General features: G+C 66.3%; 15 protein-coding genes. 14 read left to right on the top strand and 1 reads right to left on the bottom strand.

Going from position 1 to position 16029, the window contains the following annotated elements:
- Window position 1 precedes the first annotated feature (1 nt).
- The 12 genes from murG to dnaE all read left to right on the top strand — a co-directional run bounded on the left by murG (window position 2) and on the right by dnaE (window position 13398).
- Window positions 2–1102 (top strand): undecaprenyldiphospho-muramoylpentapeptide beta-N-acetylglucosaminyltransferase, encoded by a 1101-nt coding sequence (gene murG / locus IEX43_RS18040; RefSeq protein ID WP_188813243.1) that lies wholly within the window; start codon window positions 2–4, stop codon window positions 1100–1102.
- Window positions 1099–2475, top strand: coding sequence for a UDP-N-acetylmuramate--L-alanine ligase (gene murC / locus IEX43_RS18035; protein ID WP_188813241.1), 1377 nt, complete (start codon window positions 1099–1101; stop codon window positions 2473–2475). Before murG ends, murC begins: the two co-directional genes overlap by 4 nt.
- Window positions 2468–3448: a cell division protein FtsQ/DivIB gene (locus IEX43_RS18030; protein ID WP_188813239.1), complete on the top strand. Its 981-nt coding sequence runs from the start codon at window positions 2468–2470 to the stop codon at window positions 3446–3448. Before murC ends, IEX43_RS18030 begins: the two co-directional genes overlap by 8 nt.
- A gap of 183 nt (window positions 3449–3631) precedes the next feature.
- A complete protein-coding gene (gene ftsZ / locus IEX43_RS18025) occupies window positions 3632–4870 on the top strand; it encodes a cell division protein FtsZ (protein ID WP_066275125.1) in 1239 nt (412 codons plus the stop codon).
- 8 nt (window positions 4871–4878) lie between these two features.
- A complete protein-coding gene (locus IEX43_RS18020; protein WP_188813238.1) occupies window positions 4879–5568 on the top strand; it encodes a polyphenol oxidase family protein in 690 nt (229 codons plus the stop codon).
- A complete protein-coding gene (locus tag IEX43_RS18015) occupies window positions 5561–6316 on the top strand; it encodes a YggS family pyridoxal phosphate-dependent enzyme (protein WP_188813236.1) in 756 nt (251 codons plus the stop codon). The genes IEX43_RS18020 and IEX43_RS18015 overlap by 8 nt, the downstream gene beginning before the upstream one ends.
- A 90-nt stretch (window positions 6317–6406) precedes the next feature.
- On the top strand, window positions 6407–6937 hold the full coding sequence (locus IEX43_RS18010) for a cell division protein SepF (protein ID WP_104188679.1): 531 nt from the start codon (window positions 6407–6409) through the stop codon (window positions 6935–6937).
- A 120-nt stretch (window positions 6938–7057) separates the two neighbouring features.
- Window positions 7058–7345 carry a YggT family protein gene (locus IEX43_RS18005; RefSeq protein ID WP_066275136.1) on the top strand — a complete coding sequence of 96 codons (288 nt, stop codon included), beginning with the start codon at window positions 7058–7060 and terminating at the stop codon, window positions 7343–7345.
- A gap of 176 nt (window positions 7346–7521) precedes the next feature.
- A complete protein-coding gene (locus IEX43_RS18000; protein ID WP_104188675.1) occupies window positions 7522–8208 on the top strand; it encodes a DivIVA domain-containing protein in 687 nt (228 codons plus the stop codon).
- Window positions 8209–8300: 92 nt separating this feature from the next.
- A complete protein-coding gene (lspA, locus tag IEX43_RS17995; protein WP_188813234.1) occupies window positions 8301–8873 on the top strand; it encodes a signal peptidase II in 573 nt (190 codons plus the stop codon).
- A gap of 4 nt (window positions 8874–8877) precedes the next feature.
- Window positions 8878–9804, top strand: coding sequence for an RluA family pseudouridine synthase (locus IEX43_RS17990; protein ID WP_188813342.1), 927 nt, complete (start codon window positions 8878–8880; stop codon window positions 9802–9804).
- Between the two features lie 36 nt (window positions 9805–9840).
- Window positions 9841–13398: a DNA polymerase III subunit alpha gene (dnaE, locus tag IEX43_RS17985; RefSeq protein WP_104188671.1), complete on the top strand. Its 3558-nt coding sequence runs from the start codon at window positions 9841–9843 to the stop codon at window positions 13396–13398.
- An 83-nt stretch (window positions 13399–13481) separates the two neighbouring features.
- On the opposite strand, the gene IEX43_RS17980 is transcribed toward dnaE, so the two are convergent.
- Window positions 13482–13982, bottom strand: a complete 501-nt coding sequence (locus IEX43_RS17980; protein WP_188813232.1) for a flavin reductase family protein — start codon at window positions 13980–13982, stop codon at window positions 13482–13484.
- Window positions 13983–14116: 134 nt separating this feature from the next.
- On the opposite strand from IEX43_RS17980, the gene IEX43_RS17975 reads away from it, so the two are divergent.
- Both IEX43_RS17975 and hisD read left to right on the top strand, forming a co-directional pair.
- Window positions 14117–14647, top strand: a complete 531-nt coding sequence (locus tag IEX43_RS17975) for a hypothetical protein (protein ID WP_188813230.1) — start codon at window positions 14117–14119, stop codon at window positions 14645–14647.
- 9 nt (window positions 14648–14656) lie between these two features.
- Entirely contained in the window at window positions 14657–16027 is a 1371-nt protein-coding gene (hisD, locus tag IEX43_RS17970) for a histidinol dehydrogenase (RefSeq protein ID WP_188813228.1), read from the top strand.
- The last annotated feature ends 2 nt before the right edge of the window (window positions 16028–16029 follow it).

The raw sequence follows: 16029 nt of genomic DNA, 5'->3' as shown, positions 1-16029 counted from the left end.
CATGACCACCAAAACCCCGTCCATCGTCCTGGCCGGCGGCGGCACTGCCGGACACATCAGCCCGCTGCTCGCCATCGCCGCGGCACTCCGGAATGCCTCCCCGGAAGCCGCCATCCTCGCCGTCGGCACGCCGTCCGGAATGGAAACCAGGCTGGTTCCCGCTGCAGGGGTTGAACTGGCCACCATCGACCGGGTGCCGTTTCCGCGGCGGCCTTCCGCGGACCTGCTTCGCCTCCCGGCCAGGCTGGCCGGGGCCGTACGCCAGGCGGGAGCAATCCTGGACGCAGCGGCCGCTGATGTCCTGGTGGGGGTTGGCGGCTATGTCTGCACGCCCATGTACCTGGCCGCGCGCAAACGCCGCATTCCGATTGTGATCCACGAGGCCAACGCGCGTCCCGGACTGGCGAACAGGGTGGGAGCCCTGATGACCCGCCGCGTCGCTGTAGCCTTCGCCAACACTCCGCTCCGCCACGCCAGGCACGTGGGAATGCCCATGCGCACCGAAATCTCGGGCCTGGACAGGGCAGCCGCGCGCACCGCTGCCCGCGCTGCCCTCGGCCTGGACCCTGTCCAGCCTGCGCTGATCGTCACTGGAGGATCCTCCGGCGCCCAGAGCATCAACCGCACCATTGCCGCCGCTGTTGAACGGTTGTCGGCGGCGGGTATCCAGACCCTGCACATCACCGGCCGCGGCAAGACCGTCATGGACAGCGAGGGCCGGCCGCTTGCCGCGAAGGACTACCTTCAGGTGGAGTACGTGGACGGCATGGAGCTTGCCTACGCTGCCGCCGATGTGCTGCTGGCCCGCTCCGGTGCGGCCACTGTCTGCGAGGTTGCCGCCGTCGGCGTTCCCGCCGTGCTGGTGCCGCTGCCCATCGGTAACGGCGAGCAGGCCCTGAACGCTGCCGGCCTGGTGGCTGCCGGCGGAGCCTTGCTGGTGAATGACCGCGACTTCACCCCCGAATGGGTGGAGAGGGAACTGATCCCGCTCGTCACGGACCAGCCGCGGCTTGCAGCCATGGCCGGCAGTTCCTACCGGCTTGGCATCCGAAACGCCGATCAGCGCATGGCTGACCTCATCCTGGAAGCAGCAGCATCATGAACCACGCCACCGTCCCCAGCCTCGAGTCGCTGGGCCGCGTCCACTTTGTGGGAATCGGAGGCGTCGGCATGTCCGCCGTTGCCAGGATCATGGTTGCCCGGGGCGTTCCGGTCAGCGGCTCCGACGCCAAGGACCTGCCGGTGATGGTCGACCTCGCCGCAGCGGGTGCCCGCATCGCGGTGGGATACGCCTCCGCCAACCTGGGCGATGCCCAGACAGTCGTGGCCGGATCCGCCATCCGCCCCGACAACCCGGAGCTTGTTGCCGCGAGGGAAGCAGGGCTGCCCGTGCTGCACCGGTCCGAGGCCCTGGCTGCCACCATGGGCGGCGACACGGTGGTCACGGTGGCGGGCACCCACGGCAAGTCCACCACCACGTCCATGGTCACGGTCCTGCTGCAGGGCGCAGGGCTGGACCCTTCATTCGCCATCGGCGCCAATGTTCCCGCGCTTGGCGTCAACGCAGCGCACGGGAGTTCCGGAATCTTCGTGGCCGAGGCCGACGAATCCGATGGCTCCTTCCTCAACTACCGGCCGAGGATCGCCGTGGTGACCAACGTTGAACCGGACCACCTGGACCACTACGGCACGGCCGAGGCTGTGTACCAGTCCTTTGACCGGTTCACTGCGCTGCTTCCCGCTGACGGCGTGCTGGTTGCCTGCGCGGACGACGCCGGCGCGCTGGCCCTCGCGGAAAGAACACGGACCAGGGGCAACACGCGCGTGGTGCTGTACGGAACCACCGAAGGGGCGGACCTCGTGCTGCACGACGGCGGTCCCGGCGACGTCGCGGTCTCCACGGCCTCCGGGCGTTTTCCGCTGGCCCTGCAGGTGCCCGGGCGGCACAACGCCCTGAACGCGGCGGCCGCGTTCGCCGTCGCGCTTGAACTTGGCGTTGACCCCGCAGCGGCCGCAGCCGCTTTGGCGCACTTCTCCGGCGCCTCCCGCCGCTTCGAGCTCAAAGGCGAGGCCCGCGGAGTCCGCGTATTCGATGACTACGCCCACCACCCGACCGAAGTCCGGGCCGCCCTCGCCGCTGCCCGCTCGGTCGCCGGCGCGCACAAAGTGCACGTCCTCTTCCAGCCCCACCTGTTCTCCCGCACCCGCGAGTTCGCGCAGGAGTTCGCCGAGGCGCTCAACCTCGCCGACACCGCCCTGGTGCTGGATATCTATCCCGCCCGTGAGGATCCAATCCCGGGAGTGACCAGCCAGCTCATTGCCGACCACCTGGACAGCGGAGGACGCCTTGTGGCCGCCGGCGACGCCGTCTCAGCACTGACGGCTGCCGCCGCGGCCGGTGACATTGTGCTGACGGCCGGCGCCGGCGATGTCACCGCGTATGGGCCGCAGATCGTCGAGGCCCTGCGTGGCTAGCACCCGCCGCCCCACGTACACCTCCACCGGCCGCTCGGCCCGCTCCGGCGGCACAGGCGGCAGCGATGGAAATGCCGGCAACGGTGGGCAGACCGGACCTGCCGCGGACGACGTCATTTCGGCCTCCCGGAGCGTTCCCGAGCCGGCGCCCGAAGGGGTCGGCAAGGGCAAGGAGCCGGACAAGCCGAAACGGGCCGGCATTCCCGGCCTGGGCAGGGGCAGGAAGGCGGAACAGCCTGCGGCAGCCGCGGAGAACGTGCTGGCGTTTCCCGAGCCCAAGGGGAAGCGCCGCAAGCGGAACATCCTCGCCGTGGCCGGAACGCTCATCGCCCTCGTGGCCGGCCTCCTGGCGGTGGCCACCTTCTCGCCTGTCCTGGCCGTTGACACGATCTCCGTTTCCGGGACGCGCCTGCTGACGCCTGCCCAGGTGGAAACCGCGCTTGAGCCCCTGCGGGGAAAGCCCCTGCCGCAAATCAGCGACGACGAGGTGGCGAGGCTGCTGGAGCCCCTGGTCCAGGTCAAGGCGGTCTCCGTGGAAGCCCGGCCGCCCTCAGGGCTGGCTGTGGCAGTCCGGGAACGGGTGCCGGTGGCACTGGTCAAGCAGGGGGAGCAGTACCAGCTCGTGGACGTCGAAGGCGTCCAGCTGGCGGCCACCGCCGATCCCGCGTCCGTCTCCCTGCCCGTCATCGACGGCGGGGCGGGAGCCATCGGACAGGATCTCTTCCGCGCGACGGCCGCCGTCCTGGGCGCCCTGCCCGCCGACGTCCTCGCCAGGCTTTCCAACGCCTCTGCGCAGTCGGTGGATGCGGTGGAACTCAAGCTCGTGGACGGCCAGACCATCATCTGGGGCAACGCGGGGGAGAAGGAGCTCAAGGCCAAAGTACTGGCTGCACTCCTGAAGGTTCCCGCCGATCCCAAGAACCCCGTCAAGGTTTATGACGTCAGCGTACCCCGGCACCCGGTGACGCGCTGAAGGGTTTATTTCCGGTATTAATCCGACACGCGGAGCCGGTTATTGAATGTGGCAGGCAGAGGAAATACCGTCACAGACATGAGTTACTTGACATAACTATAACCTTCAACTCGAAGGTTAAGGTTACTGGCTTCAAGCTCTCCATCAGTTTTCGCAATAAGACACGAACAAGGGACACGTAACGTGGCAGCTCCGCAGAATTACTTGGCCGTCATCAAAGTCGTCGGCATCGGCGGCGGTGGCGTGAACGCAGTCAACCGCATGATCGAGGTCGGCCTCCGAGGCGTTGAATTCATCGCCATCAATACCGACGCCCAGGCCCTGCTCATGAGTGACGCGGACGTGAAGCTCGACGTCGGACGCGAGCTGACCCGCGGGCTCGGTGCAGGCGCCAACCCGGAGGTGGGCAAGCAGGCCGCCGAGGACCACGCTGACGAGATCGAGGAAGTGCTTCGCGGCGCGGACATGGTCTTCGTCACGGCCGGCGAAGGCGGTGGCACCGGCACCGGCGGCGCTCCCGTGGTCGCCCGCATTGCCCGTTCGCTGGGTGCGCTGACCATCGGCGTGGTCACCCGTCCCTTCACGTTCGAGGGCCGCCGCCGTGCCGGTTCCGCGGAGGCCGGAATCGACGCCCTCCGGGACGAGGTGGACACCCTCATCGTGATCCCCAACGACCGGCTCCTGTCCATCAGCGACCGCAACGTGTCGGTCCTGGACGCCTTCCGCTCAGCAGACCAGGTGCTCCTCTCGGGTGTCCAGGGCATCACGGACCTCATCACCACCCCGGGCCTGATCAACCTCGACTTCGCCGACGTGAAGTCCGTCATGCAGGGTGCCGGCTCCGCGCTGATGGGCATCGGCTCTGCCCGGGGTGAAGACCGGGCCGTCAAGGCAGCCGAGCTGGCCATTGCGTCGCCGCTGCTGGAAGCGTCCATCGACGGCGCACATGGTGTCCTCTTGTCCATCCAGGGCGGCTCAGACCTTGGCCTGTTCGAGATCAACGAAGCCGCACGCCTGGTCCAGGAAGTTGCCCACCCGGAGGCGAACATCATCTTCGGCGCAGTGATCGACGATGCGCTCGGCGACGAGGCCCGCGTCACGGTCATTGCTGCCGGCTTCGACGACGTCAAGGCCACCTCGCCGTCCATGGACCAGTCGCAGCCCCAGGTGGCTCCCCAGCGGCCCGCCGCTCCGGCAGCCGCCCCCGCGCCGTCGCAGGCACCCTCCGCCGGAAACCACCAGGTGCACGTCCAGCCGGTCCACGCAGGTGTAGGTGCAGCAGGCCTCAGCAACTGGGGGCAGCAGCGCCCGTCGGCCGTCCCGGCCGATTCCGGCTTCGACGTTGACCTTCCCTCCGTCGTGGAACCGGACCTCACCGGCAGCCGCTCGGATGACCTGGATGTCCCCGACTTCCTGAAGTAGGCCGCGGCTTGTTCCATTGGCGGGCCGAGATCCTTCCGGGGGTCTCGGCCGCTTTTACTGACAGCGGCGCAGGGAATCTCGCCCTGCACGTGGGCGACGACCCCGGCGCCGTGCAGCGGCGGCGGGAACAGCTCGAAGCCGCGGTGGGAATCGAACCCCGCAGCCTGCGGTTCATGAACCAGGTGCACGGCACCACGGTGGCCGTTATGGACCGGGGGAGCGGCACGCCGGAAGCAGATGCGATAGTTTCACGTTCCCAGCCGCTGGCTGTCATGGTGGCTGACTGCATCCCGCTCCTGCTGGCGGGAACGTCAGCTGACGGTCCCGTCATGGCCGCCGTCCACGCCGGGAGGCCCGGCGTGGCCAACGGGGTTATCCCCTCCGCCGTGCACGCCATGAAATCGCTCGGCGCGTCGGACATCCGCGCCTGGCTCGGTCCGTCCATTTGCGGCACGTGCTACGAGGTGCCTCCTGCGTTGCGGGACGAGGTGGCCGCGGCGGTGCCCGCCACCTGGTCCACGACCTCCTGGGGAACCCCGGCGCTGGACCTTCCGGCCGGCGCGCGCAGCCAGCTGGAAGACGCCGGGGTTGGCGTTGAATACGCCGGTCCCTGCACCCTGGAAACAGGTTTCCTCTACTCCTACCGCCGGGACTCCGGCACGGGTCGTTTCGCCGGTGTTGTCTGGTGCCATGACTGACGCCGCGTTGAACGACGGCGGTGCAGGGGCAGTGGATCCGCGCACTGCCGAGCTGGCCGGGCGGCTCGAAGCAGTCCGGCGCCGGATCACCGTGGCCGCGGCGGCGGCCGGCAGGGCGGACAGGCTGCCGACCCTGATTGTGGTCACCAAGTTCCATCCCACGGAGGACATCCGGCGGCTCGCCGCCCTGGGAGTCACCGACGTCGGGGAAAACAGGGACCAGGAGGCTGCGGCGAAGGCGGAAATCCTGGCCGATTGCGCGCTTACCTGGCACTTTGTGGGCCAACTGCAGACAAAAAAGGCCAAATCGGTGGTCCGCTACGCTTCGGCCGTGCACTCGGTGGACCGGCCCCAGCTCGTGGATGCCCTGGCGAAGGCGGCGCAGAACGAGCGTGTCGCGGCAGGGCGCGCGCCCCTGGACTGCTTCATCCAGGTCAACCTTGAAGACCATGCCGGTGCGCACCGGGGAGGTGCCGACCCCGGCGACGTGCTGCTCCTGGCGGACCGGATTGCCGCGGCCGAAGGCCTGCGGCTGGCCGGCGTGATGGCAGTGGCCCCCTTGGGCGCCCCACCGGAGGCTGCCTTCGAAAAGCTGGCCGGAGTCTCTGCGCGGCTGGTGGCGCACCACCCAGGGGCTGCCGCCATTTCCGCCGGCATGAGCCAGGACCTTGAAGCAGCCATCGTGTTCGGGGCGACACACCTGCGAATCGGGTCCGATATTCTCGGATCGCGTCCAGCCGTGGGGTAGCGTCGGAGCTATTGCAAGTGATGGGCGGGGGACTTCAATGCTGTCAAGTCATTGGGCGGCCCGCTTACGGGACACGATTAGGAGTCGACCATGGCCGGCGCTCTGCGCAAGACAATGATCTATCTTGGGCTCGCCGACGGCGATGAGCATTACGAGTCCGAGCAACAGACAACACGTAAGGATGAGGACGAAACTATGGAAGCTGACCGCGAGGAGCGCCGTGCACCTGCACCCGTCCGTGAGGTCAGCCGCGAAACGTCCTACACCCCCGAAGAGGAATACCGCGCCCCAGTGACCCCCATCAAACGTGCGGCCTCGAGCCGCGAAGAGACCAGCGGGCTTCGCCAGATCACCACCATCCACCCGCGCTCCTACAATGATGCCAAGCTCATCGGTGAGAGCTTCCGGGACGGCATTCCGGTGATTATGAACGTCACGGACATGGGCGAGGCTGACGCCAAGCGCCTGGTGGACTTCTCCGCAGGACTGGTCTTCGGACTCCGTGGAAGCATCGAGCGGGTCACCAACAAGGTCTTCCTGCTGTCGCCGTCGTACGTTGAAGTCATCGGTGACGACAAGAAAATCAGCGAAACGCAGGCCAGTTTCTTCAACCAAAGCTGAACCTCGGTCAGCATGCGGATGCCAGGCAGGGACACCTGTCTGGCATCTGTGTTGAAATAGACGGGACACATCGGCAGGAAGCCGCGGTACACAGATGAACATGGAGATATGAGTTAAGTCATGGGAATTGCTTTCGGACTTGTCTATCTCGCGCTGCTCCTGTTCTTCGTTGCCCTGATCATCCGCCTGGTCTTCGACTGGGTGCAGATGTTCGCCCGTGAATGGCGTCCGCGGGGCGTCGCCCTGGTGGCCGCCCACGCGGTGTACTCCATCACCGATCCGCCACTGAAGGTACTGCGCCGGGTGATCCCGCCCCTGCGACTTGGCGGCATCTCCCTGGACCTGGGCTTCCTGGTTCTGTTCATCGCCGTCAGCATTGCGATGGGAATCACAAGGGGCCTTGCCTGATTTACCCCTATAGACCTAGCAGCACAGGGTGGACCCGTCCGGGAACAGCTACTGTGAAGCGAAGAAACTCACGTTTGACACCCCAGTGTTGAATTAGAGTAACCAGACCAAATTTAGGTACCGTAGTTTTGACGGCCGGAAGGCCTACTGACTAACCAGACCAGTGAGGTGACCAGATGGCTTTGACGCCAGAAGACGTTGTCAACAAGCGCTTTCAGCCGACCAAGTTCCGCGAAGGGTACGACCAGGACGAAGTCGATGACTTCCTGGACGAGATCGTCGTTGAACTCCGCCGCCTGAACCAGGAGAACGACGAACTTCGCAAGAAGCTCGCCGAGGCCGGTTCCAGCGTTCCGGCCAGCTCGGCCGCCGCTCCCGTTGTGGAGAAGGTCCCCGCGCCCGTCAAGGCCGACAAGGATGAGGCACGCGAGAAGGCGGAAGCCGACGCCAAGGCTGCCGAAGCCAGCAAGAAAAAGGACGTCCAGCCGGCCGCTGCTGCAGCCCCTGCCGCCTCCACCCCCGCCGCCGTCGCAACACCTTCTGCCGAGTCCGCAGCCGGCCTCCTGGCCATGGCCCAGCAGATGCACGACCGCCACGTGGCCGACGGACAGGCCCAGAAGGACAAGATCATCGCCGAGGCGCAGATCGAAGCCAGCAGCCTGGTCAACGATGCACAGGAGAAGTCCCGCAAGATCCTGGGCGCCCTCGAGCAGCAGCGTTCGGTCCTGGAGCGCAAGGTAGAGCAGCTCCGTGGCTTCGAGCGCGACTACCGTTCACGCCTGAAGGCCTACATCGAAGGCCAGCTGCGCGACCTCGACGCCCGCGGTTCTGTGGCTACGCCGGAAGTCAGCGAAGCCAACTAGTCCGTCAAAGCACGTATTCTGAAAGCCGGTGGCTGAGGATTCCTCGGCCACCGGCTTTTGGCATTGACACCTGTTGTACGAATGAAAGCACCATGACTGACGAACTTGCTGCGGATCCCGCACGCCCTGTCCCACCCTCACCGCGACCGCGCCGGGCGGTGCTGTTCTCCGTCTTCGCCGGGTTCGCCCTCTTTGCCTACGTCCTGGACCAGGTCACCAAGCTATGGGTCACCTCCAGCATGGTGGAGGGCGAACGGATCCCCGTGTTCCCCCCGCTCCTGCACTGGTACTTCATCCGCAACTCGGGCGCGGCCTTTTCCATTGGCGAGAACGTCACCTGGGTGTTTTCGATCATCATGGCCGCGGTGTCCGTGGCGATTCTCTTCCAGGTCCGCAAGCTGGGCTCAGTCTGGTGGTCCCTGGCGCTGGGCCTGCTCCTGGGAGGCGCGCTCGGCAACCTGACCGACCGGCTGTTCCGGGAACCGTCCTTCGGCATGGGCCACGTGGTGGACTTTATCCAGCTCCCCAATTTTGCCATCTTCAACATCGCGGACTCGGCGGTGGTGTCCGCCGTCGCCATCATCTGCATCCTGACGCTGCGCGGCATCACCCTCGATGGAAGCAGGCTTACCCCTGAAAGCAAGGACAAGTCCGGCGATGCCTGAAGCGATGCCTGAGCAGGTTATTGTTGCCGACGAGTACGGGGGAACCCGTGCCGACGCCGGACTCGCGGCCCTCCTGGGCATCTCACGGTCCCTTGCCGCGTCCCTCCTTGCAGAGGGCCATGTAGAGAGCAGGGGCAAGCCGCTGGGCAAGTCGGCAAAGCTGGTGGCGGGCGATGTCCTCAAGGTCAGCATGCCGGAACGGCGTGACCCGCTGGAAGTCGTGGAGGAAATTGTGGAAGGCCTGAAGATACTGCTGGACGACGAGGATTTCGTCGTCGTCGACAAACCGGTCGGCGTGGCCGCGCACCCCTCACCGGGATGGGTGGGGCCCACGGTGGTGGGAGGCCTCGCAGGGGCCGGCTACCGCATCTCCACCTCCGGGTCGCCGGAGCGGGCAGGCATCGTGCACCGGCTGGACGTCGGGACATCCGGCGTGATGGTGGTGGCAAAGTCGGAGCGTGCCTATACGGCCCTGAAGAGGGCCTTCAAGGAGCGGACGGTGGACAAGGTCTACCACGCGGTGGTGCAGGGCCTGCCCGACCCCCTGGCGGGAACCATCGACGCGCCCATCGGCCGGCATCCCGGGCATGACTGGCGCTTCGCGGTGATCGAGGACGGACGCCCGTCTGTCACGCACTACGAAGTGATTGAAGCTTTCGGCAAGGCCAGCCTGGTGGAAGTCCACCTGGAAACGGGCCGCACCCACCAGATCCGCGTCCACTTTTCCGCTCTCCGGCATCCCTGTGCCGGAGATCTCACCTACGGCGCCGACCCGCGGCTGGCCGCCACCCTCGGCCTGACCCGGCAGTGGCTGCACGCCCGCGAACTGGGGTTCGACCACCCGGTGACGGGCGAGCGCGTCCGGGTCGCCAGCGACTACCCGCAGGACCTGGCCTATGCCCTGGAAGTCCTCGGGTCCGGGCAGGTCTAGCGCTTTCGCCGCCTGTCCGGCGCATAGAATAGTGCGGTGACTTCCAGCAATGACTCGTTTGTCCATCTCCACAACCACACCGAGTACTCGATGCTGGACGGCGCCGCCAGGCTGGGTGAGCTGTTCGACGAGACCGAGCGGCTGGGGATGCCCGCACTCGCAACCACCGACCACGGCTACCTTTTCGGCGCCTTCGACTTCTGGAAGAAGGCCACTGACAAGGGGATCAAGCCGATCATCGGCGTCGAAGCCTATGTGACCCCGGGAACGGCCCGCGGCGACAAGAGCCGCGTGCGCTGGGGCGAGGAGCACCAGCGCAAGGACGATATTTCGGGCGGCGGTTCCTACACCCACATGACCCTGCTCAGTTACAACAATGCGGGCATGCGGAACCTGTTCCGGGCTTCCTCCATCGCCTCGCTGGACGCCGTGTTCGGGAAATGGCCACGCCTGGACCGGGAACTGCTCAACACCTACTCCGAGGGATTGATTGCCACCACCGGCTGCCCCTCCGGGGAGATCCAGACCCGGCTCCGGCTGGGACAGTACCGTGAGGCGCTGGAAGCGGCCGCGGAGTTCAGGGACATCTTCGGGGCCGAGAACTACTTCTGTGAGCTCATGGACCACGGGCTGGACATCGAGCGGCGCGTCACCGGCGACCTGCTGCGGCTCGCCAAGGATCTGAACCTTCCCCTGGTGGCCACCAACGACCTCCACTACACCCACGAGCACGACGCCAAGGCCCACGAGGCCCTGCTGGCCATCCAGTCCGGGTCCACCCTCCTGGAGCCCACTTACGACAACGGCGGTTCACGCTTTGCCTTCTCCGGCAGCGGCTATTACCTGAAGTCCCCGCAGGAAATGCGGGAACTTTTCCGCGACCACCCGGACGCCTGCGACAACACGCTCCTCATCGCCGAGCGCTGCGAGGTGTCCTTCAATACCGGTGCCAACTACATGCCGCGTTTCCCCTGCCCGCCGGGGGAGGACGAAACGTCCTGGCTGGTGAAAGAGGTTGCCACGGGGCTCGAGTACCGCTATCCGGGCGGCGTCCCCGACGACGTCCGCGCCCAGGCTGACTACGAGCTGGGTGTCATCACCTCGATGGGTTTCCCCGGGTACTTCCTGGTGGTGGCGGACTTCATCAACTGGGCCAAGAACAACGGCATCCGGGTTGGTCCCGGCCGTGGGTCCGGTGCCGGTTCCATGGTGGCGTATGCCATGCGCATCACGGACCTCGACCCGCTGCGGCACGGCCTGATCTTCGAACGGTTCCTGAACCCGGACCGCGTTTCGATGCCCGACTTCGACGTCGACTTCGATGACCGGCGCCGGTCCGAGGTCATCGACTATGTGACCCGGAAGTACGGCGACGAACGCGTGGCCATGATCGTCACGTACGGCACCATCAAGACCAAGCAGGCGCTGAAGGACTCCTCCCGCGTGCTGGGCTATCCGTTCAGCATGGGCGAGCAGCTAACCAAGGCGCTGCCCCCGGCCGTAATGGCCAAGGACATTCCTCTGGCGGACATCCAGAACCCGGAGGCCAAGCGCTACGGCGAGGCTGGCGACTTCCGCCAGCTGATCAGCACCGACCCGGAAGCTGCGAAAGTCTTCGAGACGGCGCTGGGCATTGAGGGCCTTAAGCGGCAGTGGGGCGTCCACGCAGCCGGCGTCATCATGTCCTCGGACCCGATCATCGACGTCATCCCCATCATGCGCCGTATCCAGGACGGCCAGGTCATCACCCAGTTCGACTACCCCACGTGCGAGGGCCTGGGGCTGATCAAGATGGACTTCCTGGGCCTGCGGAACCTGACGATCATTTCCGACGCCCTGGAAAACATCAAGATGAACCGCGGCATCGACCTGGACCTCGAGTCGCTGGAACTGGATGACGCCCCGTCCTACGAGCTCCTGGCCCGAGGCGACACCCTGGGCGTGTTCCAGCTCGACGGCGGGCCCATGCGGTCCCTGCTCAAGCTGATGAAGCCTGACAACTTCGAAGACATTTCCGCCGTGCTTGCCCTGTACCGTCCCGGGCCCATGGGCGCCAACGCGCACACGGACTACGCGCTCCGCAAGAACGGGATCCAGGAAGTCATCCCGATCCACCCCGAACTGAAGGAACCGCTCGCGGAGATCCTTGGCGGAACCTACGGCCTGATCGTGTACCAGGAGCAGGTCATGGCGGTGGCGCAGAAACTGGCCGGATACTCGCTGGGCCAGGCGGACATCCTGCGCCGCGCCATGGGCAAGAAAAAGAAATCGGAGCTGGACAAGCAGTTCGCAGGGTTCTCCCAGGGCATGCAGGACAACGGCTACTCAATGGAGGCCGTCAAGACCCTGTGGGACATCCTGCTTCCCTTCTCCGACTACGCCTTCAACAAGGCACACTCCGCCGCCTACGGCGTGATCTCCTACTGGACTGCATACCTCAAGGCCCACTATGCGCCGGAGTACATGGCCGCGCTGCTGACGTCGGTGGGGGATGACAAGGACAAGTCGGCGATCTACCTTAACGAGTGCCGCCGCATGGGCATCACGGTGCTGCCGCCGGACGTCAACGAGTCCGCACTGAACTTCACCCCTGTGGGCAACGACATCCGCTTTGGCATGGGCGCCATCCGCAACGTGGGCGTGAACGTGGTGGAGGCCATGGTGGCCGCCCGCGAAAGCGAGGGCGCGTATACCTCCTTCAAGGATTACCTGATGAAGGTCCCGGCGGTGGTCTGCAACAAGCGGACCATCGAATCACTCATCAAGTCCGGCGCCTTCGATTCGCTGGGCCACCACCGCCGGGCTCTGGCCATGATCCATGAAGAGGCCATCGACTCCGTCATCACACTCAAGCGGAATGAGGCGATCGGACAGTTCGATCTCTTCGCCGGGTTCGACGAAGCCGAATCCGAGTCATCCCTGAGTATCGAGATCCCCGACCTGCCGGAGTGGGAGAAGAAGGACAAACTCTCCTTCGAACGGGACATGCTCGGACTTTACGTCTCGGACCATCCGCTGCAGGGCCTGGAGGGATTGCTCAGCCAGCACGCGGAGATGAGCATTACCTCCGTCCTCGGCGAAGACGGGCCGCAGGACGGCGCCATCATCACCATTGCGGGAATGATCACCTCGCTGAGCCGGCGCATTGCCAAAGCCAGCGGCAACGCGTACGCCCGGGCCGAGGTGGAGGACCTTGGCGGTTCCATGGAAGTCATGTTCTTCGGCCAGGTCTACGGACCCATCGCCTCTGTCCTTGCGGAGGACCTGATCGTGGTGGTCAAAGGGCGCCTGCAGAAACGTGACGACGGTGCCATCACCCTGAACTGCATGGAACTGTCCGTTCCGGACCTCAGCGAGGGGCTCAACGGGCCGCTGGTGATTACCATGCCTACCTACAAAGCCACCGAGGCTGTGGTCACCGAACTGGGCGACGTCCTCCGCACGCACCGCGGCAACTCCGAAGTGCGCCTACACCTGCAGGGCGACACGCGGACGGAAGTCATGGGACTGCCGGTCCACCTCCGCGTGAACCCCAGCCCGTCACTGTTCGGCGACCTGAAGGTGCTGCTCGGCCCGGCCTGCCTGGACGCCTAAGCGGCCTCCTTGCGAAAGGAGGACGAAGGAAGAACGACGACGGAAAGCACGTCCCGTCGTCGTCCGCGGGTAGTAGGGGACTGCTAGATCTCGTAGTCCAGCGGGACGGGCTGGCCGTACGCGCCGCCGTGGTACAGCAGGGGTGAGCCGTCGCCGCCCACCTGGCCGTCCACCACCTGGACCACCACGACGGCATTGTTCTCGAAGGACAGCCGCATCTGCACTTCGCCGATCAGCCAGCCAGCCACGTCCTTCAGGATGGGCACCCCATGCGGACCGGTTTCCCAGTGGTCGCCCTCAAAACGGTTGCCGGCGCCCGCGAACCGGTCGGCAAGCTGCATGTTTTCGAGGCCCAGCATGTGGACCCCCAGGTAGGTGGTGTTGGCGACGGCCGGCCACGACCTGGAGCTGCGGGCCATGTTGAACGTGAAGCGCGGAGGCTGCGCGGAGAGCGAGGCCACGGAGGTGGCGGTAAAGCCGTAGGGCTGGTCCTGGTAGTTCACCGTGATGATGGCGACGCCGGCAGCGTGGCGCCGGAACATCTCCCGGAACGTCCGCTCGAACGGAACGTCATTAGTTGTCACGGAAACTCCTGGTGGCTGGAAAGTCGGGTACGTGTGCTTTCCTTCAAGGGTATGGCTCTGCCGTGCCGGCAGTGAATTCCCGGAAGGCCCGGGTCCGGCGATGGACGCCGCAGACATTTGTTAAGGTTTGTTGCATGACGAAAGCCACCCGCCGCTCACGCCCGCGGCTGCCCTGGGCGGTGCTGGTGATTCCGGCAGCGGCAGGTGTCCCCCTGGGCATCCTTTGGTGGATTCTGGCGCCCGGGGGCCTGAACCTGATCACCAGGGACCCGGCCTTCGGCAGTGGAACCAATCCGGAGGTCTGGCTGCCGCGGGACCTGACGCTGGCAGGGCTGCTGGTTCTTGCCGGATGCCTCCTGGCCGTTGTCCTCGCGGACAAGAAACGGGCGGATCCGCAGGCGGACCTGGTGGCGGGCCTGGCGGGAGCCTTGTGCGGGGCGGCCCTGGCCTGGCAGGCAGGGCTGCTGGCCGCGCAGGTGTGGGCGCCTGCAGTTGATGCCTCAGCCAATGCCAGCATTGCCTTTTCGCTGCGCGCCTGGCCGGTGCTGCTCCTGTGGCCCGCCGCCACGGCCGTCTCGGTTTTCGTGCTGGAGCTTCTCGACCTCATGAGCCGGAAGCCGGCGGCTGACCACGAGAGTCGCCGGACGCTGTGGCAGGGCCAGTAAAATAGGCCAGTGACCATTTCTTCGGAGAACTCCGCCAGCCCAGCCGCCACCGCCGCCGTGGACTTCCGCACCGTTGACCTGCGTGGCCAAAGCCTCACCCTCGCTGGACTCAGGGCCGCCGTGCCGCGGGCCCAAGGCCAGACCGTGGCCGATGCCGAGGCGAAGGTCCAGGACATCATTTCGGCTGTCCGGCAGGGGGGTTTCGCGGCGCTGGGCCAACTCGCCCGGCGTTTTGACGGCGTGGCGCAGGACCACCCGCTGGTTCCCGCGGAGGCCCTGGCCTCCGCACTGGAGGAGCTGGACCCGTCCGTCCGCGGCGCGCTGGAGGAATCCATCAGCCGGGCCCGCCGGTTCGCTGACGGCCAGCGACCGCGCAATATCGAGGTACAGCTCGGCGACGGCGCAGTGGTGGCGCAGAACTGGGTGCCGGTGGCGCGGGTGGGGCTGTATGTCCCGGGCGGCCTCGCCGTCTACCCCTCCTCCGTGATCATGAACGTCGTCCCGGCCCTCGCAGCAGGTGTCCAGTCAATTGCCCTGGCGTCCCCTCCGCAAAAAGAGTTCGGCGGCCTGCCGCACCCCACCATCCTTGCCGCTGCCGCGCTGCTGGGGATCACCGAGGTGTATGCCATCGGCGGCGCCCAGGCCATCGCCGCGTTCGCCTACGGTGTCCCTGCAACGGAGGCCGGCCCGGCCCTGGAGGCGGTGGACGTTGTGACCGGACCGGGCAACATCTTTGTCGCCACCGCCAAGCGTCTGGTCAAAGGCGTGGTGGGGATCGACTCGGAGGCGGGCACCACGGAAATCGCGATCCTTGCAGACTCCACGGCCCAGCCCCGCCTGGTGGCGGCCGACCTCATCAGCCAGGCCGAGCACGACCCCAAGGCAGCATCCGTGCTGATCACGGATTCCGAGGACCTCGCCGCCGCTGTCCGTGCCGAGCTCGACCGGCAGGCCGCGGCCACCAGGCACTCCGCCCGCGTCCGCGAGGCGCTGTCCGGCCCGCAGTCCGGGGTGGTCCTGGTGGACAACCTTGAACAGGGCATTGCAGCGTGCGACGCCTACGCGGCGGAACACCTGGAGATCATGACGCAGGATGCCCCGGGCGTCGCCGCCAGGATCCGGAATGCCGGTGCCATCTTTGTGGGCGACTACAGCCCGGTCAGCCTGGGGGACTACTGTGCCGGCTCCAACCACGTCCTGCCCACCAGCGGCACGGCGGCCTTTTCGTCCGGCCTGAACGTCACCACCTTCCTGCGGGCCATCCAGGTGGTGAACTACACCCGTGACGCGCTGGCGGAGGTCAGCGGCCACATTGTCAGCCTTTCCGGGGCTGAGGACCTTCCCGCGCACGGGGATGCGGTGACCGTCCGGTTCTCCTGACG

The organism is Pseudarthrobacter polychromogenes (assembly GCF_014644495.1).
Lineage (GTDB): Bacteria > Actinomycetota > Actinomycetes > Actinomycetales > Micrococcaceae > Arthrobacter > Arthrobacter polychromogenes.
Note: the sequence above shows the minus strand (reverse complement) of the source record. Positions and strands in the feature narration are given on the sequence as shown.